The organism is Nocardia sp. NPDC088792 (assembly GCF_044750615.1).
Classification (GTDB): domain Bacteria; phylum Actinomycetota; class Actinomycetes; order Mycobacteriales; family Mycobacteriaceae; genus Nocardia.
In genome coordinates this window covers 58188-79547 of the sequence record NZ_JBIVKC010000001.1, presented here as the reverse complement: position 1 = coordinate 79547, position 21360 = coordinate 58188, and the positions used below count along the sequence as shown (strand labels likewise).

The 21360-nt window shown below is 65.5% G+C and carries 16 protein-coding genes; 14 read left to right on the top strand and 2 right to left on the bottom strand.

Annotated elements, in window-relative coordinates:
- Positions 1-492: 492 nt before the first annotated feature.
- From ACIP5Y_RS00315 to ACIP5Y_RS00250, 14 genes are all read left to right on the top strand, one after another.
- Positions 493-2313 (top strand): cutinase family protein, encoded by a 1821-nt coding sequence (locus tag ACIP5Y_RS00315; RefSeq protein WP_400346253.1) that lies wholly within the window; start codon positions 493-495, stop codon positions 2311-2313.
- On the top strand, positions 2313-3509 hold the full coding sequence (locus ACIP5Y_RS00310; protein ID WP_400346252.1) for a peptidoglycan DD-metalloendopeptidase family protein: 1197 nt from the start codon (positions 2313-2315) through the stop codon (positions 3507-3509). The genes ACIP5Y_RS00315 and ACIP5Y_RS00310 overlap by 1 nt, the downstream gene beginning before the upstream one ends.
- A gap of 147 nt (positions 3510-3656) precedes the next feature.
- Positions 3657-5018, top strand: coding sequence for a MinD/ParA family protein (locus ACIP5Y_RS00305; protein WP_400346250.1), 1362 nt, complete (start codon positions 3657-3659; stop codon positions 5016-5018).
- A gap of 33 nt (positions 5019-5051) precedes the next feature.
- Positions 5052-5447 (top strand): hypothetical protein, encoded by a 396-nt coding sequence (locus ACIP5Y_RS00300; RefSeq protein ID WP_400346248.1) that lies wholly within the window; start codon positions 5052-5054, stop codon positions 5445-5447.
- A gap of 25 nt (positions 5448-5472) precedes the next feature.
- Positions 5473-6228: a hypothetical protein gene (locus tag ACIP5Y_RS00295; protein ID WP_400346247.1), complete on the top strand. Its 756-nt coding sequence runs from the start codon at positions 5473-5475 to the stop codon at positions 6226-6228.
- Between the two features lie 16 nt (positions 6229-6244).
- Positions 6245-8389 (top strand): hypothetical protein, encoded by a 2145-nt coding sequence (locus tag ACIP5Y_RS00290; protein ID WP_400346246.1) that lies wholly within the window; start codon positions 6245-6247, stop codon positions 8387-8389.
- A complete protein-coding gene (locus tag ACIP5Y_RS00285; protein ID WP_400346245.1) occupies positions 8386-9960 on the top strand; it encodes an SCO6880 family protein in 1575 nt (524 codons plus the stop codon). The genes ACIP5Y_RS00290 and ACIP5Y_RS00285 overlap by 4 nt, the downstream gene beginning before the upstream one ends.
- Positions 9961-9969: 9 nt before the next feature.
- Entirely contained in the window at positions 9970-11502 is a 1533-nt protein-coding gene (locus ACIP5Y_RS00280) for an ATP/GTP-binding protein (protein WP_400346244.1), read from the top strand.
- Entirely contained in the window at positions 11499-11999 is a 501-nt protein-coding gene (locus tag ACIP5Y_RS00275) for a hypothetical protein (RefSeq protein ID WP_400346242.1), read from the top strand. Before ACIP5Y_RS00280 ends, ACIP5Y_RS00275 begins: the two co-directional genes overlap by 4 nt.
- Complete coding sequence (locus tag ACIP5Y_RS00270; RefSeq protein WP_400346240.1) at positions 11996-13402, top strand: type IV secretory system conjugative DNA transfer family protein; 1407 nt, start codon at positions 11996-11998, stop codon at positions 13400-13402. The genes ACIP5Y_RS00275 and ACIP5Y_RS00270 overlap by 4 nt, the downstream gene beginning before the upstream one ends.
- Positions 13395-13886, top strand: a complete 492-nt coding sequence (locus ACIP5Y_RS00265; protein ID WP_400346238.1) for a hypothetical protein — start codon at positions 13395-13397, stop codon at positions 13884-13886. The genes ACIP5Y_RS00270 and ACIP5Y_RS00265 overlap by 8 nt, the downstream gene beginning before the upstream one ends.
- Before the next feature lie 5 nt (positions 13887-13891).
- A complete protein-coding gene (locus ACIP5Y_RS00260) occupies positions 13892-15193 on the top strand; it encodes a DUF1173 family protein (RefSeq protein WP_400346237.1) in 1302 nt (433 codons plus the stop codon).
- A complete protein-coding gene (locus ACIP5Y_RS00255; RefSeq protein WP_400346235.1) occupies positions 15190-16782 on the top strand; it encodes a hypothetical protein in 1593 nt (530 codons plus the stop codon). Before ACIP5Y_RS00260 ends, ACIP5Y_RS00255 begins: the two co-directional genes overlap by 4 nt.
- Before the next feature lie 18 nt (positions 16783-16800).
- Positions 16801-18123 (top strand): hypothetical protein, encoded by a 1323-nt coding sequence (locus ACIP5Y_RS00250; protein ID WP_400346233.1) that lies wholly within the window; start codon positions 16801-16803, stop codon positions 18121-18123.
- Between the two features lie 298 nt (positions 18124-18421).
- Here the strand turns inward: ACIP5Y_RS00250 and ACIP5Y_RS00245 are convergent, their stop codons facing one another.
- Together ACIP5Y_RS00245 and ACIP5Y_RS00240 are read right to left on the bottom strand one after the other, a co-directional pair.
- Positions 18422-19006: a hypothetical protein gene (locus ACIP5Y_RS00245; protein WP_400346230.1), complete on the bottom strand. Its 585-nt coding sequence runs from the start codon at positions 19004-19006 to the stop codon at positions 18422-18424.
- Between the two features lie 13 nt (positions 19007-19019).
- Entirely contained in the window at positions 19020-21347 is a 2328-nt protein-coding gene (locus tag ACIP5Y_RS00240; RefSeq protein ID WP_400346228.1) for a hypothetical protein, read from the bottom strand.
- Positions 21348-21360: the final 13 nt, after the last annotated feature.

Sequence of the window (21360 nt, the reverse complement as noted above, 5' to 3'; positions counted from 1 at the left end):
GGATGCTCGTTAATTGCGGTGCTGCGAGATGCGCTGATCGGCAGTGAGAACAGGGAGGTGCGCAGTGGCAGAGAAACTGTGCGAGCACTGCGGGCGCATACCGCGGGACCGCGTGTTGAATATTCATCAGATAAGTGAACGCACGGGCCATTCCCCGGACCGGATCAGGCACCTGCGGCAGCAGGGGCACCCGCTGTATTCGCGGGCATGGAAGAACAGTGACTCGGTAAATTCGCCGCTCCTTCTCGAAGCATCGGTAGTCGACGAATGGGTCCAGTCCCGCAAGCAGCGCCTCGGCGGACACTCGTGAGTGGCGCAAGAGAGAGCAGGCGAGTCTCTAATCGCTTCGGCAGCGGTATGCCGCGACCCGGTGTGAGCGTGGTCTTGCTGGCGGTTGGTGTGACGGCATTGGCGGCGGTAGTTCCCGGGTCGGCGGTAGCGGAGCCTTCGCCGCGATCGTCGGCCGCGTCGGACTGTCCCACAGTAGCCGGTGTGTTCCTGCCCGGCACATGGGAAACCCACGCGGGCGCAGACGAGACACAAGCCGTGGGACTACTCGGACCGATCGCGACAGCCTTGGCTCAGCAGTTCGGGCCGGAATTCGAGTTCCGATTCCCGGCGTACGCGGCAGAAGCGTTCGACGGCATGGCCTATAGCGACAGCAAGGCCACCGGGGTTGCCGCAGTGCGACGCGTCGTGAGTGACTTCGCAGGGCGTTGTCCAGCAACAAAGTTCGTCCTGTCCGGATACAGCCAAGGCGCCGACGCGATGGGCGATATCGCGGCCTCGATCGGATGCAACGGGGATCCTGTGACCGCGGATCGGGTGCTGGCGGTGGGATTGGTCGCCGATCCGAAGCAGGGGACCGCGGGCGGCAAACTGGTGGGGCCCTCGGTAGACGGGCAGGGGATCGCCGGAACCCGAGCCGGCGGATTCTGCGCCTTATCGGCGGTGACCGCGGAAATCTGTGCCACCAAGGACAAATACTGCGCTACGAACGCCAGCGATGATCCGATCACCGCCGGCATCGGACGCGCCCTGACCCAGCCTGACAACTCGACGGGCAGCGGGTCCGGTGCTGGCGACGATCCGAGTAAGCAAGACGATCTGGGTCACGCATTGTCGACAGATCTGTCGGCGGACAAGATTGCGGATCTGCCCGCGACCGTGGCTCGGCTGAGTACGCAGGCCGCCACGGGCGCTGATCCCGCCGTACTCTCCCAGACTGCCTCCGATCTGACGAAAACCCTTCAGCCGCTCACTGATCTGAACACGTGGGTGTCCAACACTGCCGATGCACAGAAGAGGCTCACCGATGCCGCCGATGGTTCTGCGGACAAGCTCGCCGGCACCGTCCTGGACGGGCTACGACGCTCGGATGTCAGTAGCGCGTTGAATGCGCTGTCCGACATCGGTTCGCAGAACGGGAAGAGCAGCGACGGCAACAGCCAAGCCCAGGATGCGACGAATGCCGCGAACGCGATTGCGCCGCTGACGGATTCGTTGTCGTCCTCGACTGCCGACGCGGCGGCACAAGCCGCGCAGGTACTCGCGGTGCTCAAGCCCACGGTGGTGGTCGATCAGCTGGTGAACGTGGTGGGTAATGGTCTGTCGTTCGCGCAGAACCTACCTACGCTCACCGACACGCTGGGACGGATGATCGGGCTGCTCGGGAATCCGGGAATCGACACCGCGGGCAAGGTGAACGGTCTGCATGATCTGTTCGGCCAGTTGAACAACCTGTTCCAGCCGTTGGTGAAAATGGCCGCCGGGGTCGATCTGCATACCGCGTCGCGGCTGATCGCGATGATCCCGGACACGACCGGCACCGCCCAGATCGTCTCGGCAGTGGTAGCCGTGCTGGCGAACCTGGATGTGGCGAAACTGGCGCAGCAGGTGGGACAGCTACAGGACAAGGTGTGGGCGCTGGCCCAAACCATCAGCAGCGGAGGTGATCTGGTCGCCGTCGGCGCGCGGCTACTCGACTTCATCCCGACCGCACTCGGATTCGCCACCCTGGCACTGGACACCCTGACCGGGCAAGCCAAATCCTCCGACGGCGCGGACAGCAGTGCCGATCTGAATGGACTCGCGAAGTCGCTGTCCACCAAGAGTGATGGCACCAAGGGCGGCGACGGCATCGATGCTCTGTCGAAGTTGTTGTCCGAGGGTGCCGACGCGGCGTCTTTCCTGCTCTCGGGTGTACACGAGGGCTATGACCACTACGTCGTGGATTCCGATGGTCGTACCGCCGTGCAGTGGCTGACCGACTGGTTCAGCAACCGCATCCGCCACGTGGTCGGAGTGGTGTGATGGCGGCGCTGTCTGCGGCACTCCTGCCCTTGGGTGCCCTCGCGATTCTCGGTGCCGCGTTGCTGCTGGGATCGGGAGACCGCACACCGGTCCAGCACGGCTGCCTGCCCGATATGCCACGCACACAACCGCATCCGGCCGCGCAGGTCGTGGTGCCGTTGCCGGCGGGAACCTATACGGTGTCCTCGCCGTTCGGTCCCCGCGATGGTGGAATGCATCTGGGCGTGGACCTGGCTGCCGCGGCGGGCACCGCGATCCTGGCGGCCACCGACGGCACTGTCGCCGCGGCCGGTCCGGCCTCGGGATTCGGGCACTGGATCGTCCTCGACACCCAGATCGACGGCAATCTCGTCTCGACGGTGTACGGGCACATGTTCGCCGACGGCGTGAATGTCACTGTCGGTCAACAGGTGCGGGCGGGCCAGCGAATCGGTGCGATGGGCAGCGACGGTGAGGCCACGGGGCCGCACCTGCATTTCGAAGTCGTGCCGGGCGGACGGTTACAAGGCGGTCATCAGATCGACCCCGTCCCGTGGCTGGCCCAACACGGCGCCCCGGTGAACGGCAGCGGCAACGATGCTGCGCGACAGGCTGTGGACACGACGACAGCGCAGGTGCCGGACAGTGCGAAGACGTCGCGATCGAGATTGGCTGTCGCACAGGCGGCCAACTACCTCACGGGGTGCGCGCCAGTGGGTGCGGGTGGGGGCGGCCCGGATCTGCGGGCGGGGTCGGTTCCGGCGGCGTTCGAGCCGTGGATTCGCCGGGCCGCCCAGACCTGTCCGGAAGTGACCGGGCCACTGCTGGCGGGTCAGGAGGAGCAGGAATCGGGGTTCAATCCGAATGCGGTCTCACCCGATGGTGCGCAAGGCGCAGCGCAGTTCATGCCCGGAACGTGGGCGGCCTACGGGATGGACGTCGAGGGGACCGGGCATGCGGATGTCACCTCGATCCCGGATGCGGTGATGACCCAGGCCCGCTACGACTGCGATCTGGCGCAAAGCGCGAAAAACGGTTTAGCGCAAGGCACGTTGCACGGGGATCTGACCGAGTTGTGGCTGAGTATGTACAACTGCGGGCCCGCGGGCACTTTTGCCGCCGGGGGTGTGTGCCAGAACTCCCAAACCTTGAACTACGTCAAGGCCATCCCCGCGCTGGCTACCAAATACGCGGCGACGCTGGGTGGTTCGTCATGAACGCCCGAACTGAGGTCCATGACACCTGCTGGACCACGCTACGTACGCCGATGGCCTGCCAGCGGCTCGCTCTCAAACTGCTGCGCAATCCGCTCGCCGAGGACGAAAACGGCACGCCAGCACAGGAACTGGGAAAGGAGGGCCGTGATGGACAACAACCTCGAGACAGATACCGACAGCGCGGAGCGTGACGACTACACCGCCGAGCAACCGGTGGACCTACGCCGCCAGCGCCTGCGTATCGGTAGCGACGATCCCGAAATCAGTGACGACACAGATACTGCGCGGGATGCGAGCCTAGGCGATGACGACGGGCTGGACGAGCGTGACCCGTACGGTGTCGGTGCACAGAATCTGAGTGGGCCGATCGAACCGTCCGCGGACGAGGTCGCGGCCGTGCGCGAAGCCCGGTTGGCGATGCTGCTCAAACCCGCCGCGGGAGTACACATCGACCCGGCACAGTGGGGCTGGCGCGGGCGTGTCAACGCGTTCGGATTCCGGGTGCGGCCCCACCGCCGCAGTGCAGAGGTGGCGTATCGGCAGGCGGTGGAACGCATCCGTCAGCCGTTGCCCGGCACACCGGTGGTGGTGGTCGCTAATCCGAAGGGCGGCAGCGGCAAGACCCCGGCGGCAGTGTTGTTGTCGGCGCTGCTCGGCCGTCATCGTGGCGGGCGCGTGGTGGCCTGGGACGCTCACGAAGCCTGCGGGAGCCTCGCCGCGCGGGCGGCGTGCTGTCCGAGCGAGCACACCGTGTGGGATGTGCTCGGACACGCCCACGAGTTGTGCACGGCCAACGCCGACGCTTCCGGGCTGGCGCGGTTCCTGCAACGCCAGCCTACCCTGGATGAAATCCTGGCCTCGGACCAAACCCCCGGCGGCAGTGTCTGTATCGGCCGTGAGGAATGCGCGGCGATCCTGGCGGTGTTGCGGCGCCACCGCGAAGTGGTGATCGTCGATACCGGCAACAACGACCGCGCGCCGGGATTGCGGTGGGCGATCACCAACGCCACCCAGTTGGTGGTACCGATCATCGGGCGCCGCGATGTGATCGTGTCGGCGTTGCGGCTGCTCGACGGCATCGCCGAGGACGGATACGAAGACCTGGCAGCGCGTGCGGTGATCACGGTGTGCGGGGCCGGCCCGCAGCAGAGCGGAATCGTGGAAACCCTGGCCGCGGCGGGGATCAGCCGTGTGGTGGCGGTGCCGTTCGACCCCGGCCTGGCCAGTGGCGAGCGCATCGTGGTGAGCCGGATGGGGCGGGCGTCGGTGCGCGCATGGACAGAGGTCGCGGCCACGGTGGCCGACAGTGTCGCTGAAACCCTTGCCGCACGCCACCTTCCGATGCAAACCCGCTTCGTCCCCGACACCCGTTGGGCGGTAGACGCCGATGAGACGACCCATCACCGGCTGCTGTCCTACGCGCTGCACGAAGGGCAGTTCTCGCGCACTCAGAAGATCCGAACCTCTGGCTCCCACGCTGTGGTCGATGACTTCGACCCGGGCTGGTGAGTACCCGCTCCGACCACGAAGAGGTGAACCGTGATGAATGTGAAACCAATTGTTGTACAGGGGATCCGGTCGGGCCGGTACGCCTGTGCGGTCGCGACGGCCACAGTGCTGGTGGTGTGTGCCGCCCCGTACGCGTCGGCGGATATCACGAACCCGTTGGATGGGATCAAACCGGATTTCGGGTTGTTCAACGGGGCGCTGGATTCCTCGTGGAAGCGGATCGTGGCGTTCCTGTGGGCGCTGGTGGTGATCGGTGCGTCGGTGCGCGTGATCGTGGGGGCGTTCAAGGTCAAACGCGCGAAGGCACGCGGTTACACCAACGATCTCGCCGAGGGCAGTGAGGAACTCCAAGACGCGCTGATCTCCCTCGGCCTGGTCGCGCTCGCGTCCCCGCTCGTGGCCACAGTCCTGTTCGTCGTCGGCGGATGAACCCGTCCCCAGTGAGGAGACCCCGGTGATACACACCCACGGCAAACACTTCGCCGACCTCGCGCCCGAATCGGCCCTCGGCGACCCAGTACATTCCAACAGAACGGCCACTACCCGGCGAGCGCCCCGCAAGTCGTTGCGCCGGTGGCTGATCGTGGCCCTGGTCCTGGCCGCAATCGCCGCCGCAGGGCTCGTCGTCTTCGGCTCCTGCGGGGCGAGATCCTCTCGCGGCGGTCATGATCGGATGAACACGGTGCGGGTCGCGCACGGGCCCACCGCCACCCTCGACGGTGTCCCGATCGGGTACGCCCACGATCGGGCCGGCGCGGAAACCGCGGCGGTGAACACCGTGCAAGCTTTGACGCAAGCCGGCCAAGGACGCATCCCGATGGGCGCGGTCGAGCACGCCATCATCGCGCGCGATCCTGGTCCCGGACTACGCCGTTCACTCGGAATCGGTGCGGATCGTGCACCCGAGCGGGACGTGGTCAACCTGGTTCCCGCGGCGGTCTCGGTGGTGGACTTCTCGGCTCTGGCGGCGCAGGTGAGTGTGTGGACGGTCGCGGTGTCGCGATCGGCGATCAGCGACGGCGACCCGGCATCGGTGATCACCGCGTGGGCCACCCACACGGTGTCGCTGGTGTGGGAGAGCGGGGACTGGAAGGCCAAGGAAATCACCTCCCAGACCGGACCGACACCGGAGCAGACCGTGGCACCGGGCGCGCAGTCTCCGCTGAGCGCGACACCCGAGTCGGGCTACTACAGCTTCTACATCAACTAAAGGGGGTGAACCGGTCATGCTCAAACGACGGATCATCGCCGCATTCTTCACTGCCGCAGCGATACTGACCGTACTCACCCATTCCATGGCGATCGCCGCCGCCGACCCCGACACCACCACACCGGTCACCGCGGGCTCGCTGCCGGACGGGTTCCCCACGGATCTGCGCCAGTTCGTCGCCAACACCGACGAATTCAAGGCAGCGTGGTTTTCCGGCGCGTGCGCCAACCGTGGCGGTGATGTCGGCGCGTACGTGAACGCGGTGATGCCGGTCGAAGATCGGCTGTTGTATTGGACCGCCGACGACAAACAGAAAGCCCAATTACTCGGCGGCGATCCAGGAGCCGCCGGCGGGCAGTCCGAGGCGCAAACGCTCATCAGTCAACACGCAGAGCCACCGAAAGATCTGCTGCCGAGAGTGTTTCCGGCGGGAGACCCGACCTATCGGATGCCGGCACCGACGTGTGCGGATGACCTGAAGCGCTGGACAACGTCGGCGTTCACCGTGTGGGGCTTCTCGTGGGCCACTCATCCCGACGATCAGTCCATGACCGCGATCCGCACCCAGCTCGGCGGTCAGAAAGTCCCTGAACAGGTGTGGACCGATCCCTGCGGTGTCGGGTTCTCCTATTGTTCGCACGCCTTCTTCGTCGACTGCGCCCGCTCCGACCCCGCCACCGGCGATCAGATCCGCTGCCTGGAATGGAATCGCGCGGTAGGCAAGCTGTTCGGCGGCACCGCGAACTGGATCGAGAAGAACACCAGCCTGTCGGACCGGATCGAGAAGGTCGTCGACACAGCGGTCGGATCCCAATACGCGGGCGGGGCCGCGGTCGCGTCGGGCTTCGGCTGGCTGTGGAAGGCAGGCGCGGCGACTGTCCGATTCGTCGACAACCCCGAAAGTGTCATCGACGACTGGGCCAACTCGTCGAAAGACAGTGCGGTCGCGCTGAGTTCGAAGGTCCTCGACGGATTGGCCGGCGTCGGCAAATTCGACCCGAACGCGGACTGGTTCCTGCACTGGTATGCGATGAGCACCGGCATCGGGGTGATCGTCATGGGCGCCATGACCCTGCTCGCGCTATGGCGGGCCGCATCCAAAGGCGAAACCCTCAAGACCATCAGCGCCGACCTGTTCGGCTATATGCCCGCAGGGGTGTTGCTGATGCTGTTCGCGCCGATGTTCGCGACCCTGCTGGTGAGCCTGGCCAACGATGCCTCCGACGCGATCACCAAAGCCACAGGCCCGGACATGGGCCACATGATCACCAACCTGCAGACCTTCACCGGGAAACTCACCGCCCACGATCTGGCCGGGGGACCACTGGTCGGGCTGTTGCTGTTTCTGCTGTTGATCGCCGGAGCGCTGGCGGTGTTCTTCGGCCTGCTGATGCACCAGGTCGCCTTGCCGATGCTGGCGGTGGCTTCCGGCATCGGATTCGGCATGTGGGTACACCCGAGCTGGCGCCGCAAGGCACTGCGCCCGGTCCTGTTGTTCATCGCGATCGTGTTCTCCAAACCGCTGCTGTTCCTGCTGCTGGCCACCATGACCGGACTACTGAATTCCGCACTCACCCAAGATGATCCAGGCCAACAGCAACTGGGCACTCTCGGTCAACTGTGCCTGGTCGTGGTGGCGTTCCTCGTGGTGGGTCTTGCGCCGTGGTCGCTGCTGCGGTACGCGCCGCTGCTGCCCTCCCGTTCGGACGCCGCCGGATTCGGGCAATCCGGGTCGCTGATGGCCGGAGCAGTCGGCGGCGCCGGGACCGCGATGTGGTGGACCGGCCGACGCAACCCCGCCCACGGCACAACCGGCGGCCAACACGCAGGCGGCAGCAGCGGTGGCGGTGGCCGGGCGGGCGTGACCGGTGGAAGCGGTTCCGCCGCTGCGCCTTCCGGCGGAGGAGGAAATTCCGGTGGGTCGTCGACCGCGGCGCAGTTTTCCGGAACCCTCAGTGCCAACGCTGGATCGACGTCGCACCGCGGCCGGGCGGCCGCGCGTAAATCGGTGGGCGGGTTGGGTTCCGCGGCTCGGGGTCTGGGCAAGGTGGCGATGGTCGCGTCCCCGATCGCGGCACAAGCAGCCTCGGGTGCGTTGAACAAGGCTCGCAGCACTGCCGAAGCCGCACCGGGTGAAGCCGAGTCCGGGAGCAGCGAATGAGTACCGGCATGCGCACCAGCATCCTGGGCGGGGAGATCGCCCGCCGCAGCTGGCTGGGCTTGTCTCGGCCGGTCCTGACCGCCTGGGCGTTCAGTATCGTTGCCGCACTGTCCATCTACCTGCTCGGCGGTGGGCAGGCATGGGCGATCGCGACCGCGCTCGCCTGGTTGATCGTCGTGTTCGCGGCCACGATGGAATGGCGCGACAAACCCTCCTGGGCGGCCCGGCGCGCCCACGGGCTGCGGACCTGGAGTCGGCGCCGCCGCGGTGAACACCTCTACCGCAACGCCGCCGACCCCGCCCACGGTGACCCCGCATTGGACCCGGGCTGGGAACTGCCACCGCCACTGGGCAATACCGCGCCCCTACCGGTGGCCGGCACCGGCTTGGATGAGATGTTCATCCTGCGGACCGCCAACCCCGGTGAGCGCCCGTACTATTCGGTGATCATCGCCGTCGACGGCATCGCCGACGGGTTGCGCGGCGATGGCGCCTACGCGGCGATGTCGACGGCGTTCGGGACATTCCTGGCGCAGATGGCGCGCACCAGCTCCCACGTGCGCGGCCTGCAACTGCTGCACCGCAGCATCCCGCACGACATGACACGGCACACCCGCTGGGCCCACGCCCGCGTCGCCCGGCTGCGTGACGAGCGGCTGCTGCCGGCAGTGCAGTCCTACGGCACCCTCATCGACACCCTCACCCCGCTCGCCGAAGAACACCGCACCCTGGTGGTGCTGCGGTTCCCGCAAACCGAGGTGTTCATGACCGAAACCGCCCGCCTCGCCCGCACCAAAAACGCACCGATCGGCGGCGGCATCGCTCAAGTCGTGCGCGACGAAACCGAGAGAGCAACACGGCTATTAGCAGCAGCGGGCATGGGGCGGGTCGATGTGCTCGGCGAACGCCGGGCGTGTGCGGTCATCCGTGCCCTGCTCGACCCGAGCTACAAGATCGACCGCCACCGCGACGCCACCTGGGAGACGTGTTGGCCCAGCTACGTCGGCGGGAACGACTGTGTCGCGATCGGCCCGCACGGGCAGTGGCGCACCCGGGTCGGGCATATCCGCCCTCGTGCGATCGAACCGGTCGCGTTGGGGCCGTTGTGGCTGGCGCCGCTGCTCACCGGTGTCGAGGCCGACCCCGGCGATGACGACATCGCCCCGATGCCGACCATCCGAACCCTGAGCGTGCGTTTGGATTTCGTTCCCGCCCACCGCGCCCGCGCCGCCACCAAGGGTGATGTCACCGCCGACCAGGCACGTAAAGCCAAGGAACAGGAGAAAGGCAAGCTCGACGACGGTTCCACCGAAGTCCTCTCCGACGCCTCCGAACGCCGCCGCCAAGACCTGATGCCCGGCTCCGGGCACCACGGCGCCATCTACACCGCCTCCATCGCGGTCACCGGCCGCGACACCGACGACCTCGACCGCGCCTGCCTGCGCGTCACCGAAGCCGCCAACGAGTCCGCGATCACCGAAATCGACTGGTGCGTCGGCGATCACGACGTCGCCGTCTTCACCACCCTGCCCCTGGCCCGAGGACTCGCGGCCACCCAACACACCCGCTAGGAGGTGCTCATGCAGCGACACCACCGACCCACCACCCGCCGGTCAACCGACGAGAAGACGGAAACCCAGGCGCCTGCGGTGCGGCATCCGGCGCAGAAGACCGAACCAGAAACGTCGATGCCTCGACACCACAGCCCGCGGCGGGCGCGGTGGCTGGACCGCTACGGCTGGTACGAGCCTCGCAGCGAGGGCGCGTGGACCACCACGCGGCAAGCCGAGGCATGGAACCTGGCCACCAGCCGCCGGCGCGTGCGCCAAGACGGGGTACTGGCCGGACTCAACACCATCTCCCAAGAACTCGAGATCGTCGACGCCTTCGCCGCCTACGGTGATGAAACCTCCGGCATCAACGTCTGCGTCATCGGCGACATCGGGCGCGGCAAATCCTCCTGGATCAAAACCGTATGCGTGCTACGCCAACTCGTCGCCGGCCGCCAAGTCGTCGTCCTGGACAAGAAACCCCAAGCCGGACACGGCGAATACACCCCACTCGCGCAAGCCCTCGGCGCGGAAAGTATCCGATTCAAAGTCGGCGGCTCCGGCGCCCGGCTCAACCTGCTCGACCCGGCCATCAGCACCGGCGGCCAACACCACGGTGGGCTCGATGGTGTGGTGCCCGCCGGACAGGAAGCACTCGTGCTGGCGGTACTCACCGACGCGATGGGTCGCGAGCTCGACGAGAAGGAGAAAGCCGCCGTCGGCGCCGGACTCAGCCTGGTCAACGCCGACGCCCGCGCCCAAGGCCGCGACCCGATCATCCGCGAACTCGCCGTGCGACTACTCGACCCCCGCCCCGACGACGGGCACGAATTCGGTGACCGCTGGAGCGAACTCGCCCTGGAATGGGGCCTGGAACCCGGCCTGGCCCTGCTGCGGTTGGCCGACCGCGATCTACGCGGCCTGGTCGACGCACCCACCAGCCCTGCGGTGCGTGACGCCCTCGATACGCACCCGCTGGTCCATATGGACCTCTCGGCGTTGCCCACCGACGGCCCTGCCCTGCGGGTGGTGATGACGACAGCGAATACCTGGTTGGCCAACAAACTCGCCGCCCGGTCGGCCGCCCACGAGCAGACGATCCTCGTGGTCGAGGAAGGCTGGCATGTCGCGGTCGGCTCCACCGGTGAAGTCTTCCGATCGAACCTGAAACTCTCTCGCGGACTGGCACTTTCGACGGTTTCGGCGTTCCATCACCCGGCCGATACACCCACGGACTCGCCCGCGCGGTCGCTGATGGCCGAAGCCTCGATCGTGGTGTTGTTCGGGCAAGCGCGCGCCGACGACGCCGCCGAAACCGCACGCCTGTACCGGTTGCCGCCCGGCACCGAAGACACACTGATGCGGCTCGGACGCGGCCAGGCACTGGTCAAGATCGGGTCCCGCGATCCGATCCTGGTCACCCACATCCGATCCCCGTTCGAAGCAGCACTCACCGACACCGACGCCGCAATCACCGGTGTCTCCGGCGGCGACATGCTGTCGCTGCGCCATCTCGCCCAGGCGAACACCGGTGACGAGCAAGCAGAAAGCGAGGCGTCGTGAAGGCGGGGCGGCCGATTCCGCACCCGGCGCGACGTGAGCCGCTGCTTCCCGCGGGATTGACACTGACCGGTTACGTCCTCGCCACCGTCATCGCGGGCGTGTTCGGCGGGGGAGCGGCCTCGGCCATGATCTCAGGGCACGGACTCGGAATCGTTGCGCCGGCACAGATGTCAGCCACTCTGGTCCGGCTGGTGGCGAATCCTGGAGATCCGGCGGCCGCCTGGCCCGGCGCCCCACGGCCGGGCCCGGCATGGCTGACCTGGCTGTGCATCGGCCTCGTCGCCGGACTGTGGTGCATCATGACAGCCCTCGCCGATAGCGAAATTGGCGCCCGCCTGCGCCACCGCCACCGCGATGGCCTCGCCGGGGCAGCCGAGCTAGGCCACCTCGGACTCGACGAACCTTCCGCCACACGCAAAGCCGCACAGGAATACCCCCGGCTGGCCCATCAGCGGCCAGACCATCGAAGGAAACCGCCGCGCAGGTGGCGGCGATGAAAACACGGCCCTGGCACAGGGAAACGCCTCCGGCGCGGCTGGCGGTGGATGTGGGTGCCTTGATCGAGGCGCCGCGTCGGCACGTGTGGCTGCAACATCGCGACGGCGTGATCGTGCACGGCCCCACCGGTGCGGGCAAAACCTGGCGGGTGGCCTGGCAGCGGGTCATCGACGCACCCGGCTTCGTCCTGGCCACCACCACCAAAGCCGATTTGGTCGCTGCAACCCTCACCGACCGTGTCGCGTGCGGGCGGGTGGCGGTGTTCGATCCCGAGCACCTCACCGGCTGGCCCGACAGCATCGCCTGGTCGGTCCTGACCGGCTGCACCGACCCCGACACCGCCATCCGCCGCGCCGACGCCCTCGCCCGTGCCATGCCCTTGGAAGGCACCCGCAACGGCGCCTACTTCGAGCAGAAAGCCGCCACCATGCTGCGCTGCTGTCTGCACGCCGCGGCCCTGCGCGGGCTCTCGATTCGTGAAGTGCGGGTGTGGGTTTGCGCGCGCACCAACCACACCCCCGTCGACATCCTCGCCGACACCCTGCCCGATTGGGCGAGCGAACTCGACCAAATCCTGTCCTCGGCAAGCGAATCCAGCGACGACGTCCTCGCCGCCGCCTCACGGCTACTGGAACCCCTGGCCTCCCCGACCTTGCTGGCCGCGGTCGACGTACCCATCCAGGAGTCTTTCGACGTCGGGGAATTCGTGCTCTCGGGAACGAACACGCTGTATCTGGTCTCGAAAGGGACGTCGCGGTCGATGGCGCCGTTCGTCGCGGCGCTGGCCGCCGAGGTCCATCACGTCGCCGACCGAGCATCGCAGCTCACGCCAGGTAAACGGCTCGATCCGCCGGTGCGGCTGGTGCTCGACGAAATGAACAACGTGGCACCGATTCCGGATCTGCCGCAGATCATGACCGACTCCGGCGGCAAAGGCATCACCGTGTGGGCCTTCGCCCACAACCAAGACCAGAACGAACTGCGCTGGGGCACCGAAGGCGGCAGAGTCCTCGCCCAATCCGCACCCGCCATGCTCATCCTGCCCGGGCTGCGCGGCGTCGAGGAACTCTCCGCCCTGTCCCGGCTGATCGGGGAACGCCGGCGCTGGGAAGCCAGCCTGCACGAAGGCTCACGCAGCTACACCCTGCACGACGACACCGTGCTGCGCACCGACGAAATCCGCGAACTCGGCACCGACCACGCCCTGCTCATCTACCGCAACGCCCCCGCCATGCTGCTACGCCTGCCCAGCGTCTGGGAACACCGCCCCTGGCGCGAAACCGTCACCGCCTCCACCGCCATGTTCGACGACATCGTCGCCGGACGACGACCACCACCCCCGACACATGACGAAACAAGCAGCCCGACGTCCAACGCAGGAGGAGGTGTATGCGATGGATAGCTCACTGACACAGCAGGACCCGCAGCCCGACGGTCCAGCCGGTCCGGGGCTGCAGCCGTGCCGCTATTGCTGGCGTGAGATCGACCAGCACGAGGCCGCCCGGCTGTGGGAGGAGCTGCTCGACTGGGTGGACTGGTTGCGCCACCGATATCAGCTGGGTTCTCGTGTCCCGGCGTGCTGGTACCGCCACGAAGCCATTGTCGAGGAACTCACCGCTCTGATGGCCGCCCACACCGCCGCCTACTGGTGCGATCCCGACAGCGTCGAGTTGCCGCGCGAGGACCTGACCGCCTGGCACACCCAGTGGCTGTGGCCCGCGATTGAACGCCTGACTCGTATCAGCGACTTCTCTGCATGTCGTCCACACCACTGCCGCTACCAGAACCATCCACAGCCTGTGCACGCCGGAGTCGCGGACTACCTCGCCACCGAAACAGCCACCCACGCACCAGTATCCAGTACGGGCCACGGTGTGGAGAGGTAGGGGCGATGTACGCGATCGACGATCAAATCATCGACCGGGCCCGCGTCGGTGACGACTATCTGCAGCCCCTGCTGGCCGCCGTGCATCGCAGTCCGCAACGACGGCCTCGATGCTTGTGCAGCGCAGCCGAAACCGGGGGCGTCGACATGTACGTCGCGCGTATCGGTGGACGTTACGTGCTCAAACGCATGCCCGGCACCGGACCCCACCATTCCCCAGCATGCTCGTCCTACATCCCGCCCGCCGAGCTCACCGGATTGGCGCCGCTGCTGGGCACCGCGATCCGTGAACAACCCGCCACCGGAACGACGCGGCTCGCCTTCGGCTTTCCCCTCACCCGCAACCTCGCACCACAACCCCGGGAAGCCAGTGCTGCCCGCCCGGACGCCGGGACCGAGGTGGCCGACGACACCAGGATGACATTGCGTGCCTTGCTGCACTTTCTGTGGGAAGAAGCCGAATTCGTGCGTTGGTTACCGGCCATGTCAGGGCGACGCAACTGGCCCGCGATCCGCCGCCACATCTTGCTGGCCGCACAGTCGAAGACAACGAAGTCGCGTGAGCTCTCCGAACTACTCTGGATGCCAGAGCCTTTCACCGCCGCCGCGAAGGCCGACATCGCGGCCCGCCGCACCGCCGCGTTCGCCTCACTAGTGGGTGCCGGCAAGAAACGCCGACTCATGCTCGCCCTCGGCGAGGTCAAAGACATCGCACCAGCCCGCTTCGGACGTCACAAACTACTCATCAAACACGCCCCCGACTGCCCGTTCATCCTCGAACCCGAGACCCGTGATCGCATGCATCACGCGTACTCCACCGAACTCGCACTGCGCCAAGCCATCCCGAACTCCAAGCTGATCGCTCTGCTCACCTTCGGCGTCACACCCGCCGGAGTCACGATCGCGGACCGTATCGCCCTGATGAACGTGAGCGCCGAGTGGATCCCCTTCGAATCGGTCTTCGAACACACACTGATCACCGAACTGGTCGGCCACGGCCGCCGATTCCGCAAATCCTTGCGCTACAACCAGCCCGCGACCAGCCCACTGGCCTCGCTGGTCCTCACCGACACCGATCCGCCCACTGTCTGCTACCTCACCATGGCTACCACCGCCGGGCCACCTCCACCGATAGATCCGAATCTGCCTTTGAAGCAATGGATCTGGAACACCTCCGTGGGGCCCAGACCCGGCATTCCGCCGAGCATGATCCGATATGCCAGCACCACTCGACCCGACCGCACGACAGGCCCGCACTGTAACGCCGAGGAGGCACCTGAACCAGCAGCCACCAAGGAGGCATCATGACCGAGCAGAACACCACGTCCTCAGAGCAATTCGACGAACCCACACTCCGCGGTGACTTCCGCCGCTATCACCGGATGATCGGGCTTCAGAGCTGGGCGATCGTGTCCGAAACCGAACTGCAGCAACTCACCAGCGAGGCCAACGCCATCACCACCCACTGGACGGGCGCACCCGCCCCGTGGAAAGACCACTGGGACCACCTGGTGACCGCCGCATACCAGTGGGAACAGGATCCCGAGCGCATGCAACTGCTGCTCGATCGCATCGCCTGCGACTATGAACGCACCGGCACCACCGATCCGGTCGGCCCGATCCAGGTCCGAAACCTGCTGCTGGCAGGCGAACTGGTCGAAGAACAACGCAGCTACCTCGGCTTCGGAGCCGGCCCCGCCGCCCCGGACCATATCGACCTCGTCTACGGATACCTGACCAGCTACCGCGCCGCCGGCACCACCACACAATGGGAATCGCTGCCGAGCTGGTCGACCGCACGCCGCTGGCTGTGCGACCACGCCGCCGCCACCGCCCCCGACACCCGCGTCGACATCACCATCACCGGACCCGACCCCCTCAGCGGCGCCGCAGCACGACCACTCATGACCGGCACCGACCTCACCGCCGGCGAACTGATCGACCATTTACATCGTCTCGACGGATTACTCGGCGCCGCAGCGATCCCCGCCGACCCCGCCGCGCACTCCTGGCTCGACGACCTGCGCTACGACGTACTCTGCGACGCCTATCGCGACACCCTGATCGACCACGCTAACCCCTGGGCGGTAGGCCGCCGATACGAGCATTACCTGCGCGCGGACGACCTCCACACCGACATCGTCGACTACGCCGACCGAGCCGGGCTGAACCACACCCACCGCGGCACGGAGTCCGGTGAGGAGCAACCCGACATTGTCGATGCGCGCCTGGCGGAGATTCGCCGCGAGGTCCGCCGATGCGATATCGATTGGTTCACGTCGCCGCGCGCAAGTACCTGGCTCGACGAAGCGGTCGAGGAAGCCCAGCAACTGCTTGACTCCGTCACCCGCAGTGGCCTCGCGGTCAGTTACAGCGATCCCACCGACACCGGCCAGCTGACCGTTGCCGGATTCGACGGCGAACAGTGGTACATCCAACGCACGCGTACCGGCGAAGACGGCCGAACAACCATTCACGACACCCCGCCGGCCCGGCATCGCTCCTGCGACGAATTGCTGCACACAACGACCGTATTCGCGGTCGCCGACGGCACGCGACCCGCACCGGATGCCGTGACCATCCCCGCCACGGTCGTCGCCCAGCTGCACGACTTTGAACGCGACCTTGCCGCGCTCGCAGACAATGTCACTACTGTGCGCGAGCTGCGCGAAGCGATCCGTACCGGCCGCCCCTACACCTTGAGTCGTCGCCAGCCGGCCGAGACCAGTCAGCGACGAGCCCGTACTGCGATCAGCCGCGATGCCAACCGGACCACCCTGACCGACACTCCTGACAGCGAAAAACCCACACCCCCAGTGCAACCGGCCAAGGAACCTCGCGCGAAGCGCAGGCAGCCTCCGAAATCAGCAGGACGAACGCACCGGCGACGACTGTGACCGCGGAAGGAGGCCACCATGACCACCCCAGCACCCCGCGATACCACCGAGGCCACCGCAGTTCGCGCTATCCGTGCCCTCGTCGAAGCCAAGGACCTCCGCGCGGCCAAACAACAACTGCGCCAACTGGAGAACCGGACCGATGATGCGACGTGGGCCATGATCGTCGAGATCGCCAACACCTTGCGTTTCAAGACCGAGACCGTCGCGGTGACGAAACTACGTAATCTCTGGCGCAACAACGAACAGTTCCGGCCTCTCATCGAAGCCTGCGTCCCGAAACCCGGAGAGCACCAGTACATTCCACAACCGAAACCAGCCCGAAGCAACAACGGACCGATCGTTCCACGCGCCGACAAGGTGCGGCAAGACATCGACCCGAACAAGCGCATCGCACCGGATAAACGCCGACGTGGCCCCGACACGAAGATCATCGACGACTACGAAAAAGCCCTCACCAGAGGCGAACGCGACGACCCGGGCGCGGCGCGCGCCGAACTGATCATCGACCGCCACGACTACGACCTCGACGCCATCACCGGCGTGCCCACCACCCTGTGCGTGTCCTGCAGGCTGGAACGCGCCGCCATAGACCGGCACACCGAACGCGTCCACGCCGGACACGGTGACGACGGCCTCTGCGGTGAATGCCGCAGCCTCGGCCGGCCCGGACTCCCCGAACTTGCGCCCGGCCACACCCTCACCGACCGAATCCATGCCCGGCTCGACTTCCTCGCCGAACACTTCCCGACCAGCAACCGAGGCATCTATCGACAGGAATGGCGCCATGCCACCGCGCACGAACGCCCTATCATCAGCGCCTGGGTGAAAGACCACACACACCCAGAGCCGGAACAGCCGAGAACTGCGCCGGTCACGGAAAAAGCCGATCTGAACGGATGGTGCGAGAACTGCCAGGAATACCGTCAACTCACTCCCGAACGCCCTGGAGCAGGCAAACTTTCAGGCAAGCTGTGCCTCGACTGCGACCCGCATTACCAGCGGCCAGGGTTCCAAGCAGGCGACATCGAAGCCATCCACAACCGGTACGCCGAGGAGATCGACGGCGCAGTGTATACGCCCGGACAGCAGCGCTCATCAGACGAGGGGCCGCGTCGGCTCGTGACCGAAGAATCGCGCACTCGACAACAGCCCGCACCAACTGAACACGGCGGCGTGTCGGCCAAGTCCGAAACCACCGTTCCGTTAAACGAGCACCGGCGGAGGCTGGTCGAGAGCGCCCGTGAAAAGGCCAGGTCCGTCTCGCAACAGCGTCGACGGACGATGGCACGCCAACCTGCGACAACGGCACGGACACGCATCGTCCGACGTCAGACCTAAACAGCCGCCGGGATGTGTAGCAGTGTCGAGCGCTTGGCGATCCGCTGGTGGTGTTAGCTCCGGCCCTCGACCTTGGTAATCGGCGTTGCGGGACGAGCGGTGGGAATCGCAGGACTGTCGCCCTCGGATCTACAGGGCGGTGCGTTGAAAGGAACGCAGGCGACGCCGATGCCCGGAGCCCGCAGGCGACGCCATGACACTGCGGAATTGGGATCGTACGTCGAACAGCTTCGATCCTGATCCGCACCGCGATCGCGATAGCGCTGGAACAGTCTCCAACTACAATGCCGGGTTCACGTTAGTTGGCTGGAGGAAGTTGCGGAGAAATCTTGTTTGCGAAATCGATGAGGACCTGACACGGGTCGCCTTTGTGGGTTAGGGTATCAAACTTAATGCCACCACCCTTAACGGACACAAAAAGCTGACACATCCCCTTTGTGTCCGACAACAACGTGGCGGAAGGTCGGTTGCCGATCTCGAGTTGCTTACCGATCGAATGGCCCGGATCGTTCGCGTACGTGCCGCGAAAATAATCGTAGGTCATATTTGTTGCTAGCACTTCAATACCAATACCGACATCTCCGTCCTTAATGCCCTGGGCGGTCGGATAGTAGAAGCATCCCTCTTCTTTTACCTTGTCATTGTTTTTCGTTCTCGTGGACGGTTCGGTATTGAGATTCTCCCCGTCCAGAACTTTCGCTGGAATTCCATGACACGGGTCGAAACCGCCAGGGATGGCGGTCGAAAGCGCCGCTTCAGAGGGAGTGGCACTCTTGCTGCCACCACATGCCGACGCAAGGAACAGTAGCGCAATAAAGAATAGTGAAACACTGTGCTTGCGGGACCGAAGTGGACGCAGGTTCTTGCGTCGAGTTTCACTCATGACGACCCGTTCCTCATTTTCCGGACTTGCTATCAGGCACCTGGGCTCCACCATTGAAAAACCGATTCAGTGAATCATTATCGTGTATCAATCCGTCGGAACTTATGCGCGCGTACTGATCATCATGATCTCTTTCGAATTTGGCTTGATCCTCCGGCGATACACCCAAGCCCTGCATCCTATCTCGGAACTCGTCTTGACCCGAGTTTTGACTATCTTCAAGATTAGGGTATTGAAGACTGCCTGGTGTTGGTTGAGGGTTTGCTGCGTCCATTATTGCCTTGTAAGCAGGATCTTCGAGGACGCTCTTGACCGTGCCGGCGATTTTACCGCCAGGTAGCGGGATTTGGTCTGCGAGCTTCTTTGCGTTATCAGCCCATGTTTGCTTCTGATCGTGCGAATCCTGCGCCTGCTGATTTTGGTGTGAAATCGTGTTGTACTTGTCGGACACCTGGGCATTGTGAATGGCATCATCGACATGTGCATCAAGGGCCCCGAGTTGACTGAGCCTATCGTGCACGTCCGTCGCGGACAAGGTGGGGTCGTGGTTGATCTGGTACATGACGGCGTTATCGTAGGATTGCCGGGCCTGATCGAGAGTCTCTCGACCCTGCTGGGTCTCACTGGCAAGGAATGCCAACCGCTCTGAATCCTGCGTCTGTAGCGGCGCGTCGGGTTTCGGCGCGTCAGGAGCACCGCCCACGTTGCCGAAAGCATTGATGTCGGAGGCCGACACATGAGCCAATGCGTTGGCCAATTCCGGATTATTGTGGAACGACTCGGCCGTCTGCTGAAAAAGAGTCTTACCTCCCGATGTAACCAGCGTGCCTGCATCGCTCGGGGACAATACATGGGGGAGGTCCTGCACAACAGCTCGGGCGCGATATCCGTCGTTTCCGGGTTGATTCGCTCCGGGGTCGTGGATGTGGTCGCCGGTCCACTTGTACAGATCGCCCGCGGCTTTACCCCCGTCGCCCCAGGTGTGGCTGCGGTACACCGTGTTCGCGAACTTGTCGGGGTCGTAGTTGCCGTGCGGGGCGTACTGATCGCCGCCCGCACCGAACGACATGTCGGCGGGGAGTTTGGCTCCGGTGTTGACGTCGAGTCCGGTCAGCAGCTGATAGTCGGCTTCATGGTTGCGGCTCGCCTGGGCGAGGAACTTGTTCGCCGCATCGTCGATCGATTTGCGGTCGGTGTCAGTGAATCCGGGAGGTAGTTGCTTGCCGCTGTCGTCGAGGTACTGGGCCATGCTTTGTGCCTGGCGGCCCAGCTCGGTGTTGAGGGTGCGGCCACCGGTCATGTTCGGGTCGGCCTTGGAGATCATGTCCGCGAGCTGCTCGCGGTCCTTCATGCGTTGCGGGGCACCGGCGGGGTTGTTGCCGATGTAGTCCTGTTCCCGCCCGGAGATGAGCTGGCGGATATCGGGTGGCAGGTTGGTGTAGGAGCCGGGTGATTGCAGGGTGCCGTCGGGATTGGTTCCGGTACCTAGGTGTTCGTTGGTGATGGCCAGGAAACCGGTGGCCAGGTCGGTCTGCTCGGCGGCGGCCAGCGTGCGAGTGCCGGGGTTGGGGCTGTTGGTTTGGGAGTCGAGACGATCATTGAGGGCCGATAGCCCGTCCGCGCCAACGTGATTGAAGAACTGCTTGTAGTAGTCCTGGATGTCGGCTGGCATGCCCGGCACGTCCTTGCCTTGCTGCAGGTCCTGCATCTGGGCGTCGGTGAGGTTGAGAGCAGGTAGTCGCGAGGCGATTTCGTCGATCTTGGCCGTGTCATGATTTCTGGTCGCGTCGGCGAGTGCTTGGGCGTCCTCGGTGCCTAGTCGGCCGGCCTGGGCTGGTGCGTCGTTGACGTCGAGGTCGGAACCGAAGAGATCACCGGCCGAGCGGACCAGTTCGGCGGCCGCGCTGATCTTCGTACGAGCGTCGGCGACCGCGTTCTCGAACGGCGTCAACGCCGCGTCGATCGCATCCTGATAGGTGCGCAGGGTGTCATCGGACACCCCTTCCCGAGAGCACACCACCCAGTTGTCGGCGACGCGCAAGTGATCCCACTCCGCATCGTCGACCTTGTTCAACAGCACTGTGCGGCAGGAGTCGATGTCGGTGGCAGCATTTTTGATCGCGGTGGCGAGGTCTTCGACGTCGTAGCCGAGTTTGCGGGCCTGGGTGTGGTCGGTGTCGATGCGGTCATAGCAGCTGTTGTAAGCCGCGCCCTGCCAGGACGTGCCCATGTCGCTGAAGTACTTCTTCGGCCCGTCGATGGCCTCGGTGAAGGCGGTATCGTTCGCGGTCGATAATGCGTTCGCGAAGTCGGTCAGGGCCGATAGCTTCCAGTTCCGCACATCGGGTAGTAGC